Raw genomic sequence first — 16,739 nt, forward strand, 5'->3', positions numbered from 1 at the left:
TACTGGGTAAGCGAACTGCGAACTATGGTCTGGATTATCCCTTCCCGATGGGGAATGTAAGTTCCCATACCTATACATAGGCCAACAAACGATCATTTGCTTGCGGTTTGGAAGAAAAAAGTGGGAAAACGGTGGACTGGCACCACCGCTTTCTGCCAGATATAGAAGCCACCTTAGTTAGAATGAAGGATGGGTGATCTATGGCTTGATATAGCGCACAGTTTCGGAATAGGGTACTTAAAAAACTCCTGCCTCCAGAGAGCCGGTCGGCGGTCTCGTCGGCCCGAGAATACAATCTTTCAGTGACGACCATCTATGGCTGGAAAGCAAGGATGCGACAGGGTACACTGCAAGAAGATGAAGGAGTGCTTTCAAACCGAGAGAGGCCATTGGCAGAGATGCTTTCGCTCTTGCTCGAAACCCGAAGGGTTAGCGATGGTGCAGGACCTCAGGGACGACTGGTAGCCGAAGAGCGACGGATTGCCCTGCGAGATTCGATCGAGGATGCGGTGAAGCACGGTGCGCGCCTGGCTCCCATATGCAAAGCGCTGGGTATTCATCCATGGACCTAAGAAGGTCCGGTAATCAGGTGATAACTTGCTTGACAAAGAGCGGTCTCTCTCTTGATGAGGATGAAACTACAAGAAATAGTAGAGTTTTTATTAAGCAAAGGATTTAAGCAAGAATACAAACAATAATTTATTTTTCGAAATAGATACAAAGGATGGCCGTTGTTACGAATATCTAAAAGAAACATTGCTAGAATTGATCAATCCTTCCTGAAATGGCAACCCACACTTCGTTTATCATGCATGGCGGCTCGGACTACGAGTTGGGCCGTTTCTACCCCATTCCGTAACTCAATAATGTCCCGGGTAAGTTCTGCTTCTCGATAAAATTTATAGATTCGGTGGGCATGATAATTAAGGTCCGACATGGCCCGCTCAAGACTTTTCTTTGTTCGCACGATACCGGCGTGGTACCACATAATTGACTTAATTAAGTTCCAATCTTGATATATCACCATGGGTTCAAAATACTCTGGCGAAGCCGGTTTTTCCCAATCAGGAATGGCGGCAAGTCGCTTTTTGGCAATGGGCCTATGGGTTTTGCTTATATGTTCCGCCGCACGGATTCCCCACAGGAGTCCCTCCAGGAGGGACGTAGAAGCCAGCCGATTGGCCCCATGAACGCCGGTACAACTGACTTCCCCCACCGCATAGAGCCGTTGAATCTGGGTCTTCCCATTTTCATCAACCTTAATTCCACCACAAAAATAATGGGCCGCCGGCGTTACCGGAATAGGCTCCCGGGTAATATCGATTCCCCCCTCTAAACAGGTGGTATAAATCTTTTTGAACCGTTCGGGAATGGGTACTTCTCCTTTGTAATAGTGCGCCAAATCGAGATACACATAGCTTGTACCAAGCCGGGCCATTTCTTCGAAAATAGCCCGGGCTACCACATCCCGGGGCGCCAGATCTCCCAGCGGAGAGTACCGCTCCATAAAAGGTTCACCAAGTTTGTTAATCAAGCGGGCCCCTTCGCCCCGGAGACTTTCAGAAATGAGAAAGCGACGAATATCCTTATGATACAGGGCGGTAGGATGGAACTGCACGAATTCAGCATTGATAATATCCGCTCCGGCCCGGTAGGCCATGGCGATACCATCACCTGTGGCCTCTTTAGGGTTCGTCGTAAATTGATAAATGTTCCCAATACCACCGGTGGCCAATATCACCGCATCAGCAAAAAGGGTATGTACTATGCCAGTGGCGTTCTCCAACACATAACAACCAAAAACTTCCCGGGTTTTATAAATTTCCTGGCAATCGGTAGAATGGTGATTGTTTGTTATCAGATCGATAGCGGTCCAGCCGGTTTTTATTTCTACCCCTATTTTCAGAGCATAGGCGATAAGATATTCTTCGATAACATCGCCCGTATGGTCCTGAGCATGAAGGATCCGCCGGACCGAATGGGCCGCTTCTTCGGTATAGTCGTAGTCACCATCCCGACCACGACTAAAGGGTACCCCTACCGTATCAATAAGAAAATCGAATACCAGCCGGGGACCTTCCCGGGCCAACAACGTTACCGCTTCTTTATTATTATAATGACAGCCCGCTTCATAGATATCCCGGGCAAGAAGTTCAGGATTATCATTTCCATTCCAGGCAATAATGCCCCCCTGGGCATAGTGGGTGTTACATTCCCAGATTTCCTCTGCCTTGGTAATAACAAGGACATGCATGCCCGCCTGCCGGGCTCGAATGGCCGCTGAGAGTCCCCCAATACCAGCACCAATCACCAACACATCCACATGAAGCGACATCGTTTATCCTTCCGTTAATTCTATCATGCGAGAAAGGGCTGCCTTCGCCTGAGTTTTTGCAAGGGGAGGCACCGAAACCACAGAGAGTACAGTTCCCGGCGCTCCATTTTCGTAGTCCAGAATAAGACGAAGGGCTTTCAGCACTTCTTCAAGACCTATGCGCGCCATGTTAGGGCATAGGGATTCCCGCAGGGGAACAATCTTTTTTTCAGGGAATTCCGCTGCCGCTCGATACACAAAATTAAGCTCCGTACCAATAGCCCAGCAAGAGCCAGCCGGCGCCGCCCGTAGCATTCGGTACAACCATTCGGTAGAACCGGCGCCATCGCTGGCCGCAACCACCTCAGGGTCACATTCAGGATGTACCAGTACCTTTATATCAGAATAACAAGCCCGCACTCGTTCTACATCTGCCACCGTAAACGCCTTATGAACATGGCAATAACCATCCCACAGGAAAAGCACTCCATCCGCAGGTGGAAACATGCTTGCGACGACTCCCCCACTCAGGGAACTTACATTCCCCTGTTGATCGATTTTAAAAATTTTTTCAAGAGAAAGACCAAGGCGGCGGGCCGTATTAATACCCAGATTAAAATCGGGAGAAAAAAACACCGGTTCTTTACCTTCCATATAATGTGAAAGAATTTTTTCTGCATTACTGGAAGTGCAAATCGCCCCTCCCCTTTCGCCGGTGAGAGCCTTTACCTCTGCGTAGGAATTCATATACGTAAGAGGAACTACAGGACGGCCCACTACACCATCAAGCTGTTCCAGGGCTTTCAGCATGAGGGGAAGATTGATCATATCCGCCATGGGACAGCCCGCCCGAAGATCGGGGCTTATCACCATCTGGTTTTCCCGAGCCAGGATTGCGGCACTTTCGGCCATAAAACGGACACCACAAAGGAGGATATACCGGGCCGAGGTTTTTGCAGACTCCACCGCAAGCCGATAGGAATCCCCAATACAATCACTTATAGCAACAACCTCACCCCGCTGGTAATGATGGGCCGCAATAAAAAGTTTGTCCCCTAAGGCTTTTTTGATAGAGCGGATTTCCTCTTCTATCCCATGAATTGTGGAAGTGATATTCATGTGTTTCCCTTTGTATAATATTCAGTTCCCTTATTGCCCACTGCTCTACTTCCTCCTGGAACAGCCCCATCAAAGCCCCATTAGGATCGTCCTTTTTCATGCTTTAACGAAAAATCAAAGGCCCGGACGCTGTGGGTCAATTCTCCAAAGGAAATATAGGTAAGGCCCGTCCCCGCCAGTTGGGCAAGCCGTTCTTCGTTCATATTACCCGAAGCTTCGGTTTCTATTCGTCCACCTATAATTTCAAGGGCTTGGCGGATTTTCTCATTATCCATGTTATCCAGCATGATCCGATCCACCCCGAGGGCCAGGGCTTCCTGTACATCCGCCAGGGTCCGGGTTTCGACTTCTATTTTGAAACGGCGCCCCCACTTTTTACGGACCCGTTCCACCGCGGCGGTAATTCCCCCTGCCGCATCGATATGGTTATCCTTGAGCAGTACCATATCGTACAGTCCTATCCGATGATTGGCAGCCCCACCGGTGGCCACCGCATATTTTTGGAGCATCCGAAAACCCGGCAGGGTTTTGCGGGTGTCAAGAATTTGAACCGGCCGGGATCCCCCATACTGGCGGGAAATGCTTACTAACTGGTGAGCTCGGGTGGCCACCCCTGAAAGATGGCAAATAAAATTGAGGGCCGTCCGTTCTCCCATCAAAATAGATTTTACCGATCCCCGTACCTGGGCCACTATATTCTGAGGTTCTAGAACAGCCCCATCGTCATAGAACCACTTTATGGTTATCCTGCGATCAATCTGACGAAAAACTTCTTCAAACACCGCATTACCACAAAGAACCCCTTTGTCTTTTGCTATGAGTCGAAAGGTTCCCTTTTCTTTCCCTGTAAAAACAGCGATGGTCGAAACATCCCCTGCTTTTCCCAGGTCTTCTTTCAGGGCCTCGCGCACAAGACGAACATAGTATGCTTTTTTAAGTTCCATGGGCGTACTATATCAGAACTAGAGGAGCTTAGTAAATGTGTGGCGAGAATGTTTCCTCTTCGCATTGTTCCCAGCCCGCATGGTGTTTTTGATATTCCCCGGGAGATAGTCCTACCGCTTCCTTAAAGGTTTTCATAAAGTATTTTACATCCCCAAAACCAGAGCGCTCGGCGACCTCATACACCCGGTAACAGCCTTTTTTTAAAAGTTCTCTAGCATGGGAAAGACGTAAATTTTTTAGGTACTCATTAAAATTAACTCCCATGACTTGTTTAAACACTTCAGAAAAATAGGTATAGTTTACTGAAACGTGATTTGCCACCACCGTCATATTAATGGGCTCAGTAAAATGACGGTGAATATATAAGAGGGCTTCCTGGATAAACGGATAGGGATGTCTTCTTTCCGCAAGTTGCATATCCAAATACAGGAGTAAATCCTGCCAGTCCTTTTTGTATTCTTCAAACGTATAATAGTTAAAAACTTCTTGAAGACAAAGATATTTAGCATAGAGATAGGGGTCCTGATAGAGGGTTTGTTTAAAGGGGTCTCCCACCCGGTCATGTAAAAGTTTATGCAGACCCCATAACCATACCCCCTTCTTTTCGTCCCCTTGCGTCAGAGGGGGGGCAAAAATCCGTTGAATTTCCCGAAGCAAAGAAACCGTATCGCCACTTCCTATCTGATACACAAGGCGCTCAAAACTTTCAGAAAGTTTTCTTTCCCCTTGTTCATATAACGATACGGCGGGCTCTCCTCTCTCTAAAGAACGGTCATCCATATCCTCAGAACCCGAAAATTCATGGTGATACACAACCACGGGCTCACTACTGAGATAGGTGGCCAGGCATGCGATGCGGGCTTCTTCTAAAGCCCGGGAAGCGGTAGTAAGATAGGTATATACGTTTCCATACCCAACCTGCAGGGAATATCTGGCAAGGATGTTCTTTACTTTCTCCCAATCCTGTTCATAGATAAGGCAAAAAAGGGCATATCGTTTTTCTTCTATTATGTATACTAACTTCTTTAAATCTTCCAGCGACTCTACCTGTTCTCTTTCGTTAAAACGGATTCCCGCTATTCGATAGGGTCTAGCCAGCTGGGGAGACCGCCCCTGTAAGGGGGACTTCACCCGATTCCAGTATGCAAAATGCTGCAGGTTCTGTTCCAGCATCAGTTTTTTACGATGATGGATTTTTTCGAGGGCCCGCTCAATGGTCTGGATTAATTCCTGTTTATCAACTGGTTTTAAAAGATAGGCGGAGGCACCGGCATTGATGGCCGAGCGGGCATAGGCAAAATCATCATATCCCGAAAGCACAATAATTGCAGGCCGTTCATGTTCCGGATGCCCTTTGATATATTCCAGAAGGGCAACCCCATCCATCCGCGGCATTTTGATGTCCGTAATCACCACATCCACCGGCTCTTTTTCTAAAACTTCCCGGGCCGCTTCCCCATGGGAAGCCTCGAGAACTTCCATGGTCGCATCAAAATGTTCTCTGATAATTTTAGCAAGCCCAGCCCGAATGGGTTTTTCATCATCTACAAGAAGAACCCGCATTTATTCAATCCTCTCGATATGTTCCTTACTGCCAGACGCAGGAAGAGGAATACGGACTACCGTACCTACTCCCATGGCGCTTTCAATCTCCAGGCAATAGGAACGGCCAAAAAAGAACCACAGCCGCTCCTGAATATTCTGTAGCCCCACCCCGCCGGAGGCATCCTGCAGGGCCTGTCCTTTTTCAAGGGCCAGCCGAACCGCCGTAAGCCGCTCGGGAGACATCCCTATTCCTGTGTCCTGTACTTCTATCCAAATATACGGGGTTTTTTCGGTTACCGTGATGGAAATAGTCGCATCTTCTCCCCGGGGCTCAATTCCATGTTTTACCGCATTTTCTACGATAGGTTGAATCAACAGTTTAGGTATTTCCAGATTTTGATAGGGCCCCAGCGGGGCCACGAGCAGGGTAATTCTATAATCATTTCGAATATTTAAAAATTGAATGTAATCCTGGATATAGTCGATTTCCTGTTGGAAAGGGACTCGAGCATCCCGTAACCGCAAGGCATAGCGCATCAACCGCCCCAAAAGGGTAAGGCTCTGAACCACATCAGCCTGGTCATATACCTCTGCCTGCATTTTAATCGATTCCAGGGCATTATACAGGAAATGGGCGTTGATTTGATTTTGCATGGCCCGAATCTGGGTCTGGGCCACCAATTCATGTTCCTGTTTTGTTTCCTCTAAAAGGGTATTGATTTGAGCTACCATGGCGGTAAAAATAGTGGCCATCTCGGCCACCTCATCGTGGCCTTCCACCGACAGGGAGACCTGGAGATTCCCATCCCGAATCGCCCGAAGCCCATTCATGATAACAAAAAGACGGCTAAATAAGCGCTGGGTAGCCATATGGATAAACCCGAACATGAGGAGAATCGAAGCAAGTAGTATCATCGATGCCCCCAGACGGATAAGGGTAAGAGAAGCCACTATTGTTTTCATCGACCGATAATGGATAAGGGCTAGATCAAGCCGGGGGATGCGGGCAAACGCTACAAGATACTCATTTGCCCGGAATCGATACCTAAAATAGCCTGCGGTTTCTTTGGGGTACTCCTTTTGCAGGTAATTCAAAAGTCCCTCTTCGAGCATATTCGGTTGTACAAAGAAATTTGAACCGGCCATGACCACTGTTCGCCCTTCGGGCAAGGCATCAAGCCGCGTCCCCTGCTCCATAGTTCCTCTCATAGTGGGATGGTTATAGGCAAAGGGGGCAAACTCTTCCATCCGCACCCCAATCTGAAGGATACCAACATGGCGCTTGTTGAGTTGCAATTCACTGGTAAGGTATACCGCCGGTTCTATCTGGAGGGCCACATCGGAAATAATGTGATTTTCATAATTAAATATCCATCGGGGAAAATTCTTATTCTTGATGCGATCTTCCCGGAACACCAGGGGCCATCGCTCGGGGACAATGGGGTTTTCGATAAAAAGATGCACCTTATATATCATAGGCTGGGCAAAAAGAATCCGTTCCAGCGCTTTTGTATGATAGAGAAGGTTTTCTACAATGGTTCCCGTATCCTCAGGGCTAGAAAAAAGAAAAAAATGAAGAAGGGTGTAATCGCTTCCTATAACGCTTTCAAGCCGTTCCATCTGATCTATCATCGTTTCCATATAGGTCCGCTGGTCCCGGACCGTCCGCTGGGCTTCTAAGGCAAGAGATTCAATAAGGGAATTGCTCAAATACTCGGATCCCCCAATGATCAAAATAAAGAGGGGAATCGCTATTATTACCGTGTATACCACGGCTGCCTGGGTAGAAAATTTCCAGTGTCGCACAGGAACATTATACCAGCACCTCGGCGACCGATGTCAGAAAATATCTTCGGTTTGGTGTCTTTTTTTCGGTTTGAGGGATTTAGGTGTGGATGGCGGGCCCTCGCGAGAAAAAAGCCCGGCTCATAACGGGCCGGGCTTTTTAGAACCAGTCCTTGCATGGACCGGTCCTCTCCCGATCTTCAGCATCAGACCGTTCGGTTACTTTATGCCCAGCTTCTGTTTATTGATCTTCATCTTTTCAGTCTGGACAGCCTGGACCTTTGCGATTCCCTTATCCTGCTTAAACTTCTGAAGTTCGTTCCAGATCTGGTCAAACTCGGCATCGGTCTTGGCTCGCAAGAGCCGGGGCAGATCTCGGCCCCAGCGCCGGGCTATTTCTTCGGCAATAAGGGCTTCGTCAGAACCGGGGGTAAGCTGGAGATTGTCGTAGGCCGCAAAGGAACGTACATAGGGCCGGGTCCACAGCTGGGGCTGGGCCAGAGCAGGAGAGTACTTGGCTCCCCACTGATCTGCCCAGGGGTTATCCATGAGCATCCAGTAGGTATACTGAACACCATACTTTGTCTCCTGGGCATTCTTGTCAGTCTGATCAAGCTTTTCTATCTCCGGCAACAACTGGGGAACCCCATTTTTCATGGTATAGGTAACATCGGGGATACCAAAATAGGTGTCAAACTGCCCTTCCTCGCTGATTAAGTAAGTTAAGAATTGAATGGCCCGGGCGGGATCCTTACAATTTTTTGAGATAAGGGTGATGGTCCACCCGGAAATTCCTTGTCCCCCCAGGGTATGAGGATCCTTGCGGGAATTCTTTGGTCCATCCACCGCGATGTACACCATGTTGGGATCCCGGTTATACAGGGCCATCTGGGCGGCCTGCATATCCCAGTTTTGATATAAGAGGGCAAAATACCGCCCCTGGGCGGCCTTTTCTTCGATCTGAGAACGTTTATCTACAAAGATATCGGTAACCAAGAGCCCTTCTTCATTGGCCTTGCGGAACATTTTAAGCCAGCGGATGTAGTCCGGATCGGTACTGCGATCGTAGATTTTGCCATCCTTTTCGTAGGGAATAGCCAGGAAGTTCTGGATATACCCCTCGAGGGAAGCATTCCCCACATCGGTAAATTCCTGGAACCCAATCGGAATAAGGGGCTGACCACCCACGGTGGGGAACTTCGCCTTTGCGGCCCGCAGGGCATTCAAGAAGCCCTCGGGGGTGGTCATGTCGGGCTTACCAATGGCTTCGTAGATATCCTTTCGCACCAGGAAGGTCTGATTGCTGGTCAGTTTCCCCTTCAGTTTTTCGTAATCCTGGGGAGTATAGGATGCGTTAGGGTACCCATACACATGCCCATCGGGCTGGCGGTACCAGCCAAGTTTTTGAGGATTGGCTACCTTAAAGAAGTAGGGGTCATACTGCTGGGCGAGCACATCCAGAGGGAGCACCAGACCCGCATCAATCATCATGGGGACCTGGCCTTCCCACCACCCGATGGTGATAAGATCCGGCAGGGTATTCCCCGCAATCATGGAGTTCATCTTTTCCGCTTCATTCCCTGCGGGGACAATGAACCGAACATTCACCCCCGTTTTCTGGGTGATATACTTGGAAACCGCCGAATCCCCCCATTGCCGGGCAAACCAGCTAAAATTGATGTACCAGTCAAAGGTGATGGGGGTATCCTTGTTCAACTTCCACCCCGGCGTAGAACCCGTACCGGCGACCGTCTTTGTCCCGGCCTTTGGGGCTCCTTTATCCTGGGACCCTTCTGCGAACACCACAGCCCCTACAAGCAATAACGTCAGGGCTGTTCCAAGCAATTTCTTTACCATACAAAGCCTCCTTCTAACCCTTTATTGAACCTATCATGATCCCCTTCACAAAGTACTTTTGGAGAAAGGGGTAAATCACAATGATGGGAGCGGTGGTGACCACCATGGTGGCCATTTGCACCGATTGGGAGTTTACCTGCCCCGCCGAAATACCCACGGGCATGGCCACCACCGCCCGGGATGCGGTGGCACTTGCCACAACCCGATACAAAAAGGTCTGGATCGGCTGGAGATCGGGGTTGTTAATGAAGATCACCCCCATAAAGTAGTCGTTCCAGTTATAGACCCCATTAAAGAGGGCGATGGTCGCAAGAACCGGCATTGAAACGGGAAGGACGATACGTAAAAAGATAACAAAATCGTTAGCCCCATCGATCCGGGCCGATTCTTCCAGAGCCGCGGGCAACTCCCGGAAAAAACTCACAAAGATGAGCATGTTCCAGAAGCTAAAAAGACCGGGAATAATGTAGACCCAAAAGGTGTCGTAAAGACCAATGCTTTTAAGCAAGATAAAGTAGGGAATCAGGCCCCCCCCAAAGAACATGGTGATGGTCCCGAGGAGCATATAGAACTTCTGGCCTACGAGGTACCGCTTGGAAAAGGCATAGGCCACCATAGAGGTAAAGAAAACGCTCGTAATCGTACCAATCAGGGTTCGCCAGATCGTCACATTAAAGGCCTTAATAATGTTCTTATCCAGGAAGACAGTTTTATAACTTTCCAGAGTAAACTTTCGGGGCCACCAGTAAATTCCCCCCAGCATGGTATCGGCGGACTCGTTAAAGGACAGAACTACCGTATACCATACGGGGTACAGGGTGATGAAACAGACCAGAACCATCACGAGTTCTAAAATCCGCTCGGCAACCTTTTCTCGTAAGAGCTGTCTATGTAACGAAGCATGATGATGTATAGACCCAGACTTCACGGTTTCAACTCCTTCTCCACAGGTTCCCTAAAACAGGGAAACCTCATTCAATTTTTGGGTTACCTTATTGGCGATAAAGAGCAAAATGAAGGCTACCACCGACTTAAAGAGCCCAATAGCAGAAGCATAGGAGTACCGCATACTCCTCATGGCCACATGGTACACGTAGATATCAATCACATTAGAACGGGGCGCATTCAGGGGGTTCCACAATACCAGGATTTGATCAAAATTAGAATTCAGTAGCCCCCCGACGGCCAGGATGAAAAGGATCGTTATGGTTCCCTTGATACAGGGCAAAGTAATAGAAAACATCTGTCTAAGGCGGCTTGCACCGTCAACCGTGGCAGCCTCGTACAACTCCGGGTCAATCCCCACAATCGCCGCCAGGTAAATGATGGCGGACCAGCCAAGCTCTTTCCAGATATCAGAGATAATCACCACCCACCAGAAATACTGAGGTTCTGCAAGGAACGTTATACCCTCCTGGGTAAGGCCGGCTAATTTTAAAAGCTGATTCACCAGTCCCGTGTTGGAAAGCCAGGTGGTAAGGATTCCCCCAAGGACCACCCAGGACAAAAAGTGGGGCAGGTATGAAATAGTTTGCACCCACCGTTTAAACCGGGGACTGCGGAGTTCATTCAACAACAGGGCAAAAATGATAGGCAGGGGAAACCCGATAAGCAACTTAAGGATAGAAATCCCCAGCGTGTTGGTAAGGATGTTTAAAAATTCCGGATCCTTTATAAAATTGATAAAATGCTGGAAACCATAATTCGAAGCCCAGGGGCTCTGCAAGAAATTCCAGCTGAAAAGGGATTCGGTAATCCGGTAATTCCGTTTAAAGGCCACTAAAATCCCATACATGGGCGCATAGTTAAAAATGAGCATCCACAGAACCCCCAGCAGGGCCATGACCTGGAGATACCGTTGTTCTTTAAATTTGCTCCACCAAGTTCTTTTCATACCGTTCCTCAATACAGATGCAGTATACGGGGGGCTGGTAGAAGTTGGATAGCGTTGCATTTTTCATATTGGTGTTTTTTTTTCGGTTTTCGTCCTCTCAGCGCAATCGATTTCGTTGACCGGCAAAAAGGGAGATTCTATACTGGAAGAGTAGGAAGCAGACAGAGAAACATACCGGCCCGGGGAAACAAACCGGGAGCGTCGAGAGAGGCGGGTCTGGTTGCTTGTTTGCACCGCCGGCCATTTTGAAGGAACCGGTAAGATTCTCTAGCAGCGAAGAAAACATGAGCGCAGGAATATGTGATAAGGAGTTTGGGTATGCCAGACATAAACGGCTATTTTACCACTTTTCTGGAAGAAACCTTTTATAAAATCGAGCACTATGACAGGATGCCCTCATTTTTCATGACCCTGGTAAGTGCCTCCGATATATGGAATTTCCTCTGGTCCCATGGGGGGCTAACCTGTGGCCGCCGGGATGCGGACCGGGCAATCTTTCCCTATTATACCGCCGACAAAGTCGCCGATGGGCGGTTTTACACCGGGCCCTACACGGCTATACGTATCAGGGAGCAGCACGGAGATGGCATGGGGACTTCCGCGACGCATACCATGGTCTGGGAACCCTTTGCGGAAGAGAAAAACCCTGCATGGAATATTGAGCGGAACATCTACAAAAACACAAGCAGCTCTAAAGTATATTTTGAAGAAATTAACCATAGCCTGGGGCTTTGTTTTCAATATGGATGGCTTTCCAGTCATCGGTTTGGCATTGTACGCCATGTGCGGCTCATATCGCTTAAGGCGGAAACTCGCTCTCTAGAAATTCTTGATGGCTGTCAGAACATCCTGCCCGCCTGCATCACCGCAACGCTCCAGAACGATACCAGCGTGCTCCTGGATGCCTACAAAAAAACCGATCTCGAGCCGGAAAGTGGACTTGCCATCTTTGGGGTTTCTTCTATTGTTACTGATCGGGCGGAACCCAGCGAAGGACTATTGGCCAACGTGGGGTGGTTCAGCCACACCACCAGCGTATACCTCCACCCCACCACGGTTCAGGCATTTAAAGAGGGACGCCCTCTTCCGCAGGATACCTGTATCAAGGGTCTGCGGCCAAGCATGTTCACCTATCAACAGATAGAGCTGGGCTCCGCAAAATCTCAGGCCGAGTGGTATCAGGTATTCAATACGAGTCTTGATGCCTGCGCCATCGTAGAATTGGCGAACCTGCTGAAGGATCGAAGGGCCGCTACCGCCGCCCTCGAGCAGGATATACAGGCGGGACAGGCTCAGCTTGAAGCATACCTGGCCGCAGCGGACGCACACCAGCAGGGCGGAGACGAAATGACCTGTGTACATCACAAAGAAAACGTGCTTTTCAATATCATGCGGGGTGGTATCTTTTATGATACCTATCAGGTGCCCCTGGCGGATGTGCAGGATTTTATCGCCCACCGGAACAAGGCCCTTGCCCCCCTGGCAACGCAGTTATTCGGGGGGATGGGAGAAACTACTTCCTATCAACAGCTTTTAGAAAGGGCAGGGGCATCCCAGAATCCCCAATTTGAACGGCTCTGCCTTGAGTACCTTCCCCTTACCTTCTCCCGCCGCCACGGAGACCCCAGCCGCCCCTGGAACCGCTTTTCCATAGAAATCCAGGATGACCAGGGGAAACCCCGCCTGAATTACCAGGGAAACTGGCGGGATATTTTCCAGAACTGGGAAGCCCTGGCCTATTCGTATCCGGTCTATGTGCCAGGGATGGTAGCTAAATTCCTTAATGCCCTTACCATCGATGGCTATAATCCCTATCGGATCACCCGGGAAGGGATCGACTGGGAAGTCGCGGAACCGGACAATCCCTGGTCCAACATTGGGTACTGGGGCGACCACCAGGTTATCTATCTGCTTAAACTTTTAGAGTTGCTTGAAGCAACCCAAAAAGAACAGGTATACCGCTACTTGAACAAAAAGGTTTTTTCCACCGCCAATGTCCCCTATCGTCTTAAAACGTATCAGGAAATCCTTAAAAACCCCCGGGATACCATCGCTTTTGACCATAGTCGGCACCGAAAGATTATGGAAGAAGTAGAACGGTACGGGACCGATGCCAAGCTGGTCCGTTCCTCTGATGGGGAGGTGGTGCTCGTGAATATGACCACCAAATTACTCACCGTCCTTACGGCAAAGCTGGCCAACTACATCCCGGGTGGTGGCATCTGGCTTAACACCCAGCGGCCTGAATGGAACGATGCCAACAATGCCCTTGCCGGTTGGGGACTTTCCATGGTAACCCTCTACTATCTCCATCGTTACGTGTTGTTCCTGGAACAGGTGTATCAAGCGGCCCCCCAAACGGAGCATGAATTGCCTGAGGAGGTGCACCAGCTTTTCAGCCAGCTTGCCCACAATTTTGCCGGCACACCCCCCGAAACGCTCCAGGACCCCCTGGAACGACGGCGCTTTGTAGACAAAAACGGCCTTCTGTACGAAGAAGCCCGTACCAAGCTGTACGATCATGGGTATTCGGGAAGGACAAAAACCCTTTCGTCCGCGGAACTGCTAGCGGGTGTAGCGGCCTTCCGCACTCATATTCAATCCTGTATACGGCAAAACAAACGGGTCGACGGTCTGTATCATGCATATAATACCTTAAGCCTTGATACCAAAGGGGGCATGCATATCGATTATCTCGATGAGATGCTCGAAGGCCAGGTGGCAGTTCTTTCTTCCAATTACTTAAGCGAACAAGAAGCCCTGGACCTTTTCCGGGCCATCCGGAGAAGTCGCCTCTTCCGGGAAGATCAATACTCGTATCAACTGTACCCCGAAAAGGAACTTCCCCATTTCCTTGCAAAAAACAGGGTACAACCGGCAGAGTATGAGAACATTCCCCTCCTTAAAAAGATGGTAGAACAGCAGGATCGACGCATCCTTGCCATCGATATCGAAGGGATTGGACACTTTCATCCCAGTTTCCGTAATAGTTCGTATCTTGAAAGAGCCCTGGACAGGCTACTGGAAACGAACGCCTACGATCGGACTCTTATTGAACAGAGCCGCGGGGCCATTCTTTCCCTGTATGAAAAAATCTTTAGCCACCGCACGTTCACCGGTCGGTCGGGAACTTTTTACGCCTACGAGGGATTGGGCAGTATCTACTGGCATATGGTATCCAAGTTACTCCTGGCCGTGCAGGAACAGGCCCTGCGGACCCATACCCCGGCTATTCGGAAAGCCCTTATCGAAGCCTACTATGATGTTCGCAAAGGGCTTGGTTTTAACAAAACCCCGTCCCATTACGGAGCCTTCCCCATGGATCCCTACTCCCACACCCCCGCGGGACAGGGTGCCAAACAGCCGGGTATGACCGGCCAGGTAAAAGAAGGGGTCCTTACCCGCTGGGGAGAATTGGGTCTTCGTTATCAGGAAGGACTTCTTTTTATTCAGCCCCAGCTTTTACAGCACCGGGAATTTGATGAGCATCACCAACTGCATTTTACCTTTTGTGGGGTTCCCTTTACCTATGAACTGAGCCCCAATGAAAGAGCCCTTCGCGTAAGTACCAGCACCGGTACCTATGAACGCCCTATCGATGATTTTTCCCACTGTCATCTGAGTCGTGAAGAAAGTCAGGCCCTTATGCAGCGGGATGGGAGCATCCAGCATATTCACATCATGATTAAGGAAGAAGATCTATGGAAATAATTTCGATTATTGAAACGGCCAAGGGGGAAACCCCTTTTCAGAAATGGACAGGGGATGCCCTTTTTCAAAAGATAAAAACTCCTACCGAAAGGCCAAAGAGTCTTGTAGGGCTCAGGATTTTTCCTCAATCCCCACAGCAGGTCATTTTGGGTTTTGGGGGTGCCCTGACAGAATCTTCCGCCTACGTACTGAGCCTGCTCCCCCAAGAAAAACAGGAAGAGGTTCTGTTCGCCTATTTTGATTCTTCTGAGCACAACTATACCTTTGCCCGAACCCATCTTAATAGCTGTGATTTTTCCCTTGGAAACTGGGTATGTATGGGAAGCCCACCGCCCCCTGGCAGCGATCTTTCCGCAACCTTAGAAGGTTTTACCATGGAACGGGCCAAGCGTTATCAGATTCCCCTGCTCAAAAGGGCCCAGCAAGCCCATGGGACTCCGCTGAATCTGGTGCTTAGCCCCTGGAGTCCCCCCGCATGGATGAAGGACAACGGGGATATGAACCACGGCGGTAAGCTGAAAAAGGAATACTATTCCCTCTGGGCTCGATACATCGCTCGCTATATTAAAGAATTAAATTCCGAAGGGATTTTGGTTTGGTCTCTTACGATACAGAACGAACCAGAGGCATCCCAGGTGTGGGATAGCTGTCTCTGGACCGCCAGGGAAGAAGCGGAGTTTGCGGTTCACTATTTGCGGCCGGTTCTCCGGGAAGAAGGACTAGAGCATATCAAGATTCTTATCTGGGATCATAATCGGGATCGTCTTTGGGACCGGGTACAGGAAAGCCTTTCCTACCCTGGTGCGATAGAGGCAATCGATGGAGCCGCCTATCACTGGTATTCCGGGGATCAGTATGAAACGGTGCAACAGGTAGCTACCGCCTACCCTGATAAACTCCTGATTTTTACAGAGGGATGTATTGAAGCGGGGCCCCATCATGGGGCATGGTACAGCGGTGAGCGGTATGGCCACAACATCATCAATGATTTAAACCATGGCTGCCAGGCATGGATCGATTGGAACATCCTTTTAGATATGCAGGGAGGGCCTAATCATGCGGGGAACTACTGCGATGCTCCAATTTTAGCAGACCCTGCAAACGGGACAATCCATTACCAGAGTTCTTACTACTATCTTGGACACTTTAGTCGTTTCATTAGTCCCGGGGCACGGTTAGTACCCAGCCGGGTGCTTGGAGACTGGTTCCCGCCGGGTATCGATGGGCGTTTGCATAACCTGGTAGAAGCCTGTACGGTCAGGAACCCCGACGGAACCCTGGTGCTGGTGGTCATGAACCGCTCAGAAGCCCCTGTGTGGTATCAGCTTCAGTTCGAAGAACAAACCTGCTGGTACATCAACCTTGCGCCCCGGAGTATTCAGACGGTACAGATGAAATAAACGAGGATAGAATAAAGGCCAGGTTTGAAAGGAGAAATAACAATACTAACCATGAGACAAAATATATAAATTATAACAGAAAAAATCCTCCTAAAACCGAAAATTCCCACCATTTACAAGAGAAAAAGCCCGGATGAAACTTGATAAATTGCATTTTTATCCGGAAAGG

Annotated in this window: 11 protein-coding genes; 3 read left to right on the forward strand and 8 right to left on the reverse strand. The window is 49.3% G+C overall.

All coding sequences use genetic code 11. The annotated features are described in order from the left end of the window. Positions 1 to 302 precede the first annotated feature (302 nt). Complete coding sequence (locus C5O22_RS06690; RefSeq protein ID WP_132780441.1) at positions 303 to 572, forward strand: hypothetical protein; 270 nt, start codon at positions 303 to 305, stop codon at positions 570 to 572. Between the two features lie 197 nt (positions 573 to 769). Here the strand turns inward: C5O22_RS06690 and nadB are convergent, their stop codons facing one another. The 8 genes from nadB to C5O22_RS06730 form a co-directional block, all read right to left on the reverse strand. Continuing rightward, on the reverse strand, positions 770 to 2,335 hold the full coding sequence (gene nadB / locus C5O22_RS06695; RefSeq protein WP_132780442.1) for an L-aspartate oxidase: 1,566 nt from the start codon (positions 2,333 to 2,335) through the stop codon (positions 770 to 772). A gap of 3 nt (positions 2,336 to 2,338) precedes the next feature. Continuing rightward, positions 2,339 to 3,433 (reverse strand): quinolinate synthase NadA, encoded by a 1,095-nt coding sequence (gene nadA, locus C5O22_RS06700; protein WP_132780443.1) that lies wholly within the window; start codon positions 3,431 to 3,433, stop codon positions 2,339 to 2,341. 80 nt (positions 3,434 to 3,513) lie between these two features. After that, the gene (gene nadC / locus C5O22_RS06705) at positions 3,514 to 4,377 is read right to left on the reverse strand and encodes a carboxylating nicotinate-nucleotide diphosphorylase (protein WP_132780444.1); all 864 of its coding nucleotides are present in this window, start codon (positions 4,375 to 4,377) and stop codon (positions 3,514 to 3,516) included. A gap of 28 nt (positions 4,378 to 4,405) precedes the next feature. Next, positions 4,406 to 5,941 carry a response regulator transcription factor gene (locus C5O22_RS06710; RefSeq protein WP_132780445.1) on the reverse strand — a complete coding sequence of 512 codons (1,536 nt, stop codon included), beginning with the start codon at positions 5,939 to 5,941 and terminating at the stop codon, positions 4,406 to 4,408. After that, positions 5,942 to 7,729, reverse strand: coding sequence for a sensor histidine kinase (locus C5O22_RS06715; protein WP_132780446.1), 1,788 nt, complete (start codon positions 7,727 to 7,729; stop codon positions 5,942 to 5,944). It abuts the gene before it with no gap. Between the two features lie 198 nt (positions 7,730 to 7,927). Then, positions 7,928 to 9,565, reverse strand: a complete 1,638-nt coding sequence (locus tag C5O22_RS06720) for an extracellular solute-binding protein (protein WP_132780447.1) — start codon at positions 9,563 to 9,565, stop codon at positions 7,928 to 7,930. Between the two features lie 13 nt (positions 9,566 to 9,578). After that, positions 9,579 to 10,493, reverse strand: coding sequence for a carbohydrate ABC transporter permease (locus C5O22_RS06725; protein ID WP_243692891.1), 915 nt, complete (start codon positions 10,491 to 10,493; stop codon positions 9,579 to 9,581). 27 nt (positions 10,494 to 10,520) lie between these two features. Further along, a complete protein-coding gene (locus C5O22_RS06730; RefSeq protein WP_243692892.1) occupies positions 10,521 to 11,459 on the reverse strand; it encodes an ABC transporter permease in 939 nt (312 codons plus the stop codon). 318 nt (positions 11,460 to 11,777) lie between these two features. On the opposite strand from C5O22_RS06730, the gene C5O22_RS06735 reads away from it, so the two are divergent. Together C5O22_RS06735 and C5O22_RS06740 are read left to right on the forward strand one after the other, a co-directional pair. Beyond that, positions 11,778 to 15,170 carry a hypothetical protein gene (locus C5O22_RS06735; RefSeq protein ID WP_132780449.1) on the forward strand — a complete coding sequence of 1,131 codons (3,393 nt, stop codon included), beginning with the start codon at positions 11,778 to 11,780 and terminating at the stop codon, positions 15,168 to 15,170. Next, positions 15,161 to 16,570, forward strand: a complete 1,410-nt coding sequence (locus C5O22_RS06740; protein ID WP_132780450.1) for a glycoside hydrolase family 30 protein — start codon at positions 15,161 to 15,163, stop codon at positions 16,568 to 16,570. The genes C5O22_RS06735 and C5O22_RS06740 overlap by 10 nt, the downstream gene beginning before the upstream one ends. Positions 16,571 to 16,739 lie beyond the last annotated feature (169 nt).

It is taken from the genome of Treponema sp. J25 (assembly GCF_004343725.1).
GTDB lineage: Bacteria > Spirochaetota > Spirochaetia > Treponematales > Breznakiellaceae > J25.

What these genes read in the sequence shown, in the direction of transcription:
- C5O22_RS06740 (WP_132780450.1), top strand. Translation starts at nt 15,161, where the DNA reads ATGGAAATAATTTCGATTATTGAAACGGCCAAGGGGGAAACCCCTTTT.
- C5O22_RS06720 (WP_132780447.1), bottom strand. Translation starts at nt 9,565, where the DNA reads ATGGTAAAGAAATTGCTTGGAACAGCCCTGACGTTATTGCTTGTAGGG.
- C5O22_RS06730 (WP_243692892.1), bottom strand. Translation starts at nt 11,459, where the DNA reads ATGAAAAGAACTTGGTGGAGCAAATTTAAAGAACAACGGTATCTCCAG.
- nadC (WP_132780444.1), bottom strand. Translation starts at nt 4,377, where the DNA reads ATGGAACTTAAAAAAGCATACTATGTTCGTCTTGTGCGCGAGGCCCTG.
- nadB (WP_132780442.1), bottom strand. Translation starts at nt 2,335, where the DNA reads ATGTCGCTTCATGTGGATGTGTTGGTGATTGGTGCTGGTATTGGGGGA.
- nadA (WP_132780443.1), bottom strand. Translation starts at nt 3,433, where the DNA reads ATGAATATCACTTCCACAATTCATGGGATAGAAGAGGAAATCCGCTCT.
- C5O22_RS06735 (WP_132780449.1), top strand. Translation starts at nt 11,778, where the DNA reads ATGCCAGACATAAACGGCTATTTTACCACTTTTCTGGAAGAAACCTTT.
- C5O22_RS06710 (WP_132780445.1), bottom strand. Translation starts at nt 5,941, where the DNA reads ATGCGGGTTCTTCTTGTAGATGATGAAAAACCCATTCGGGCTGGGCTT.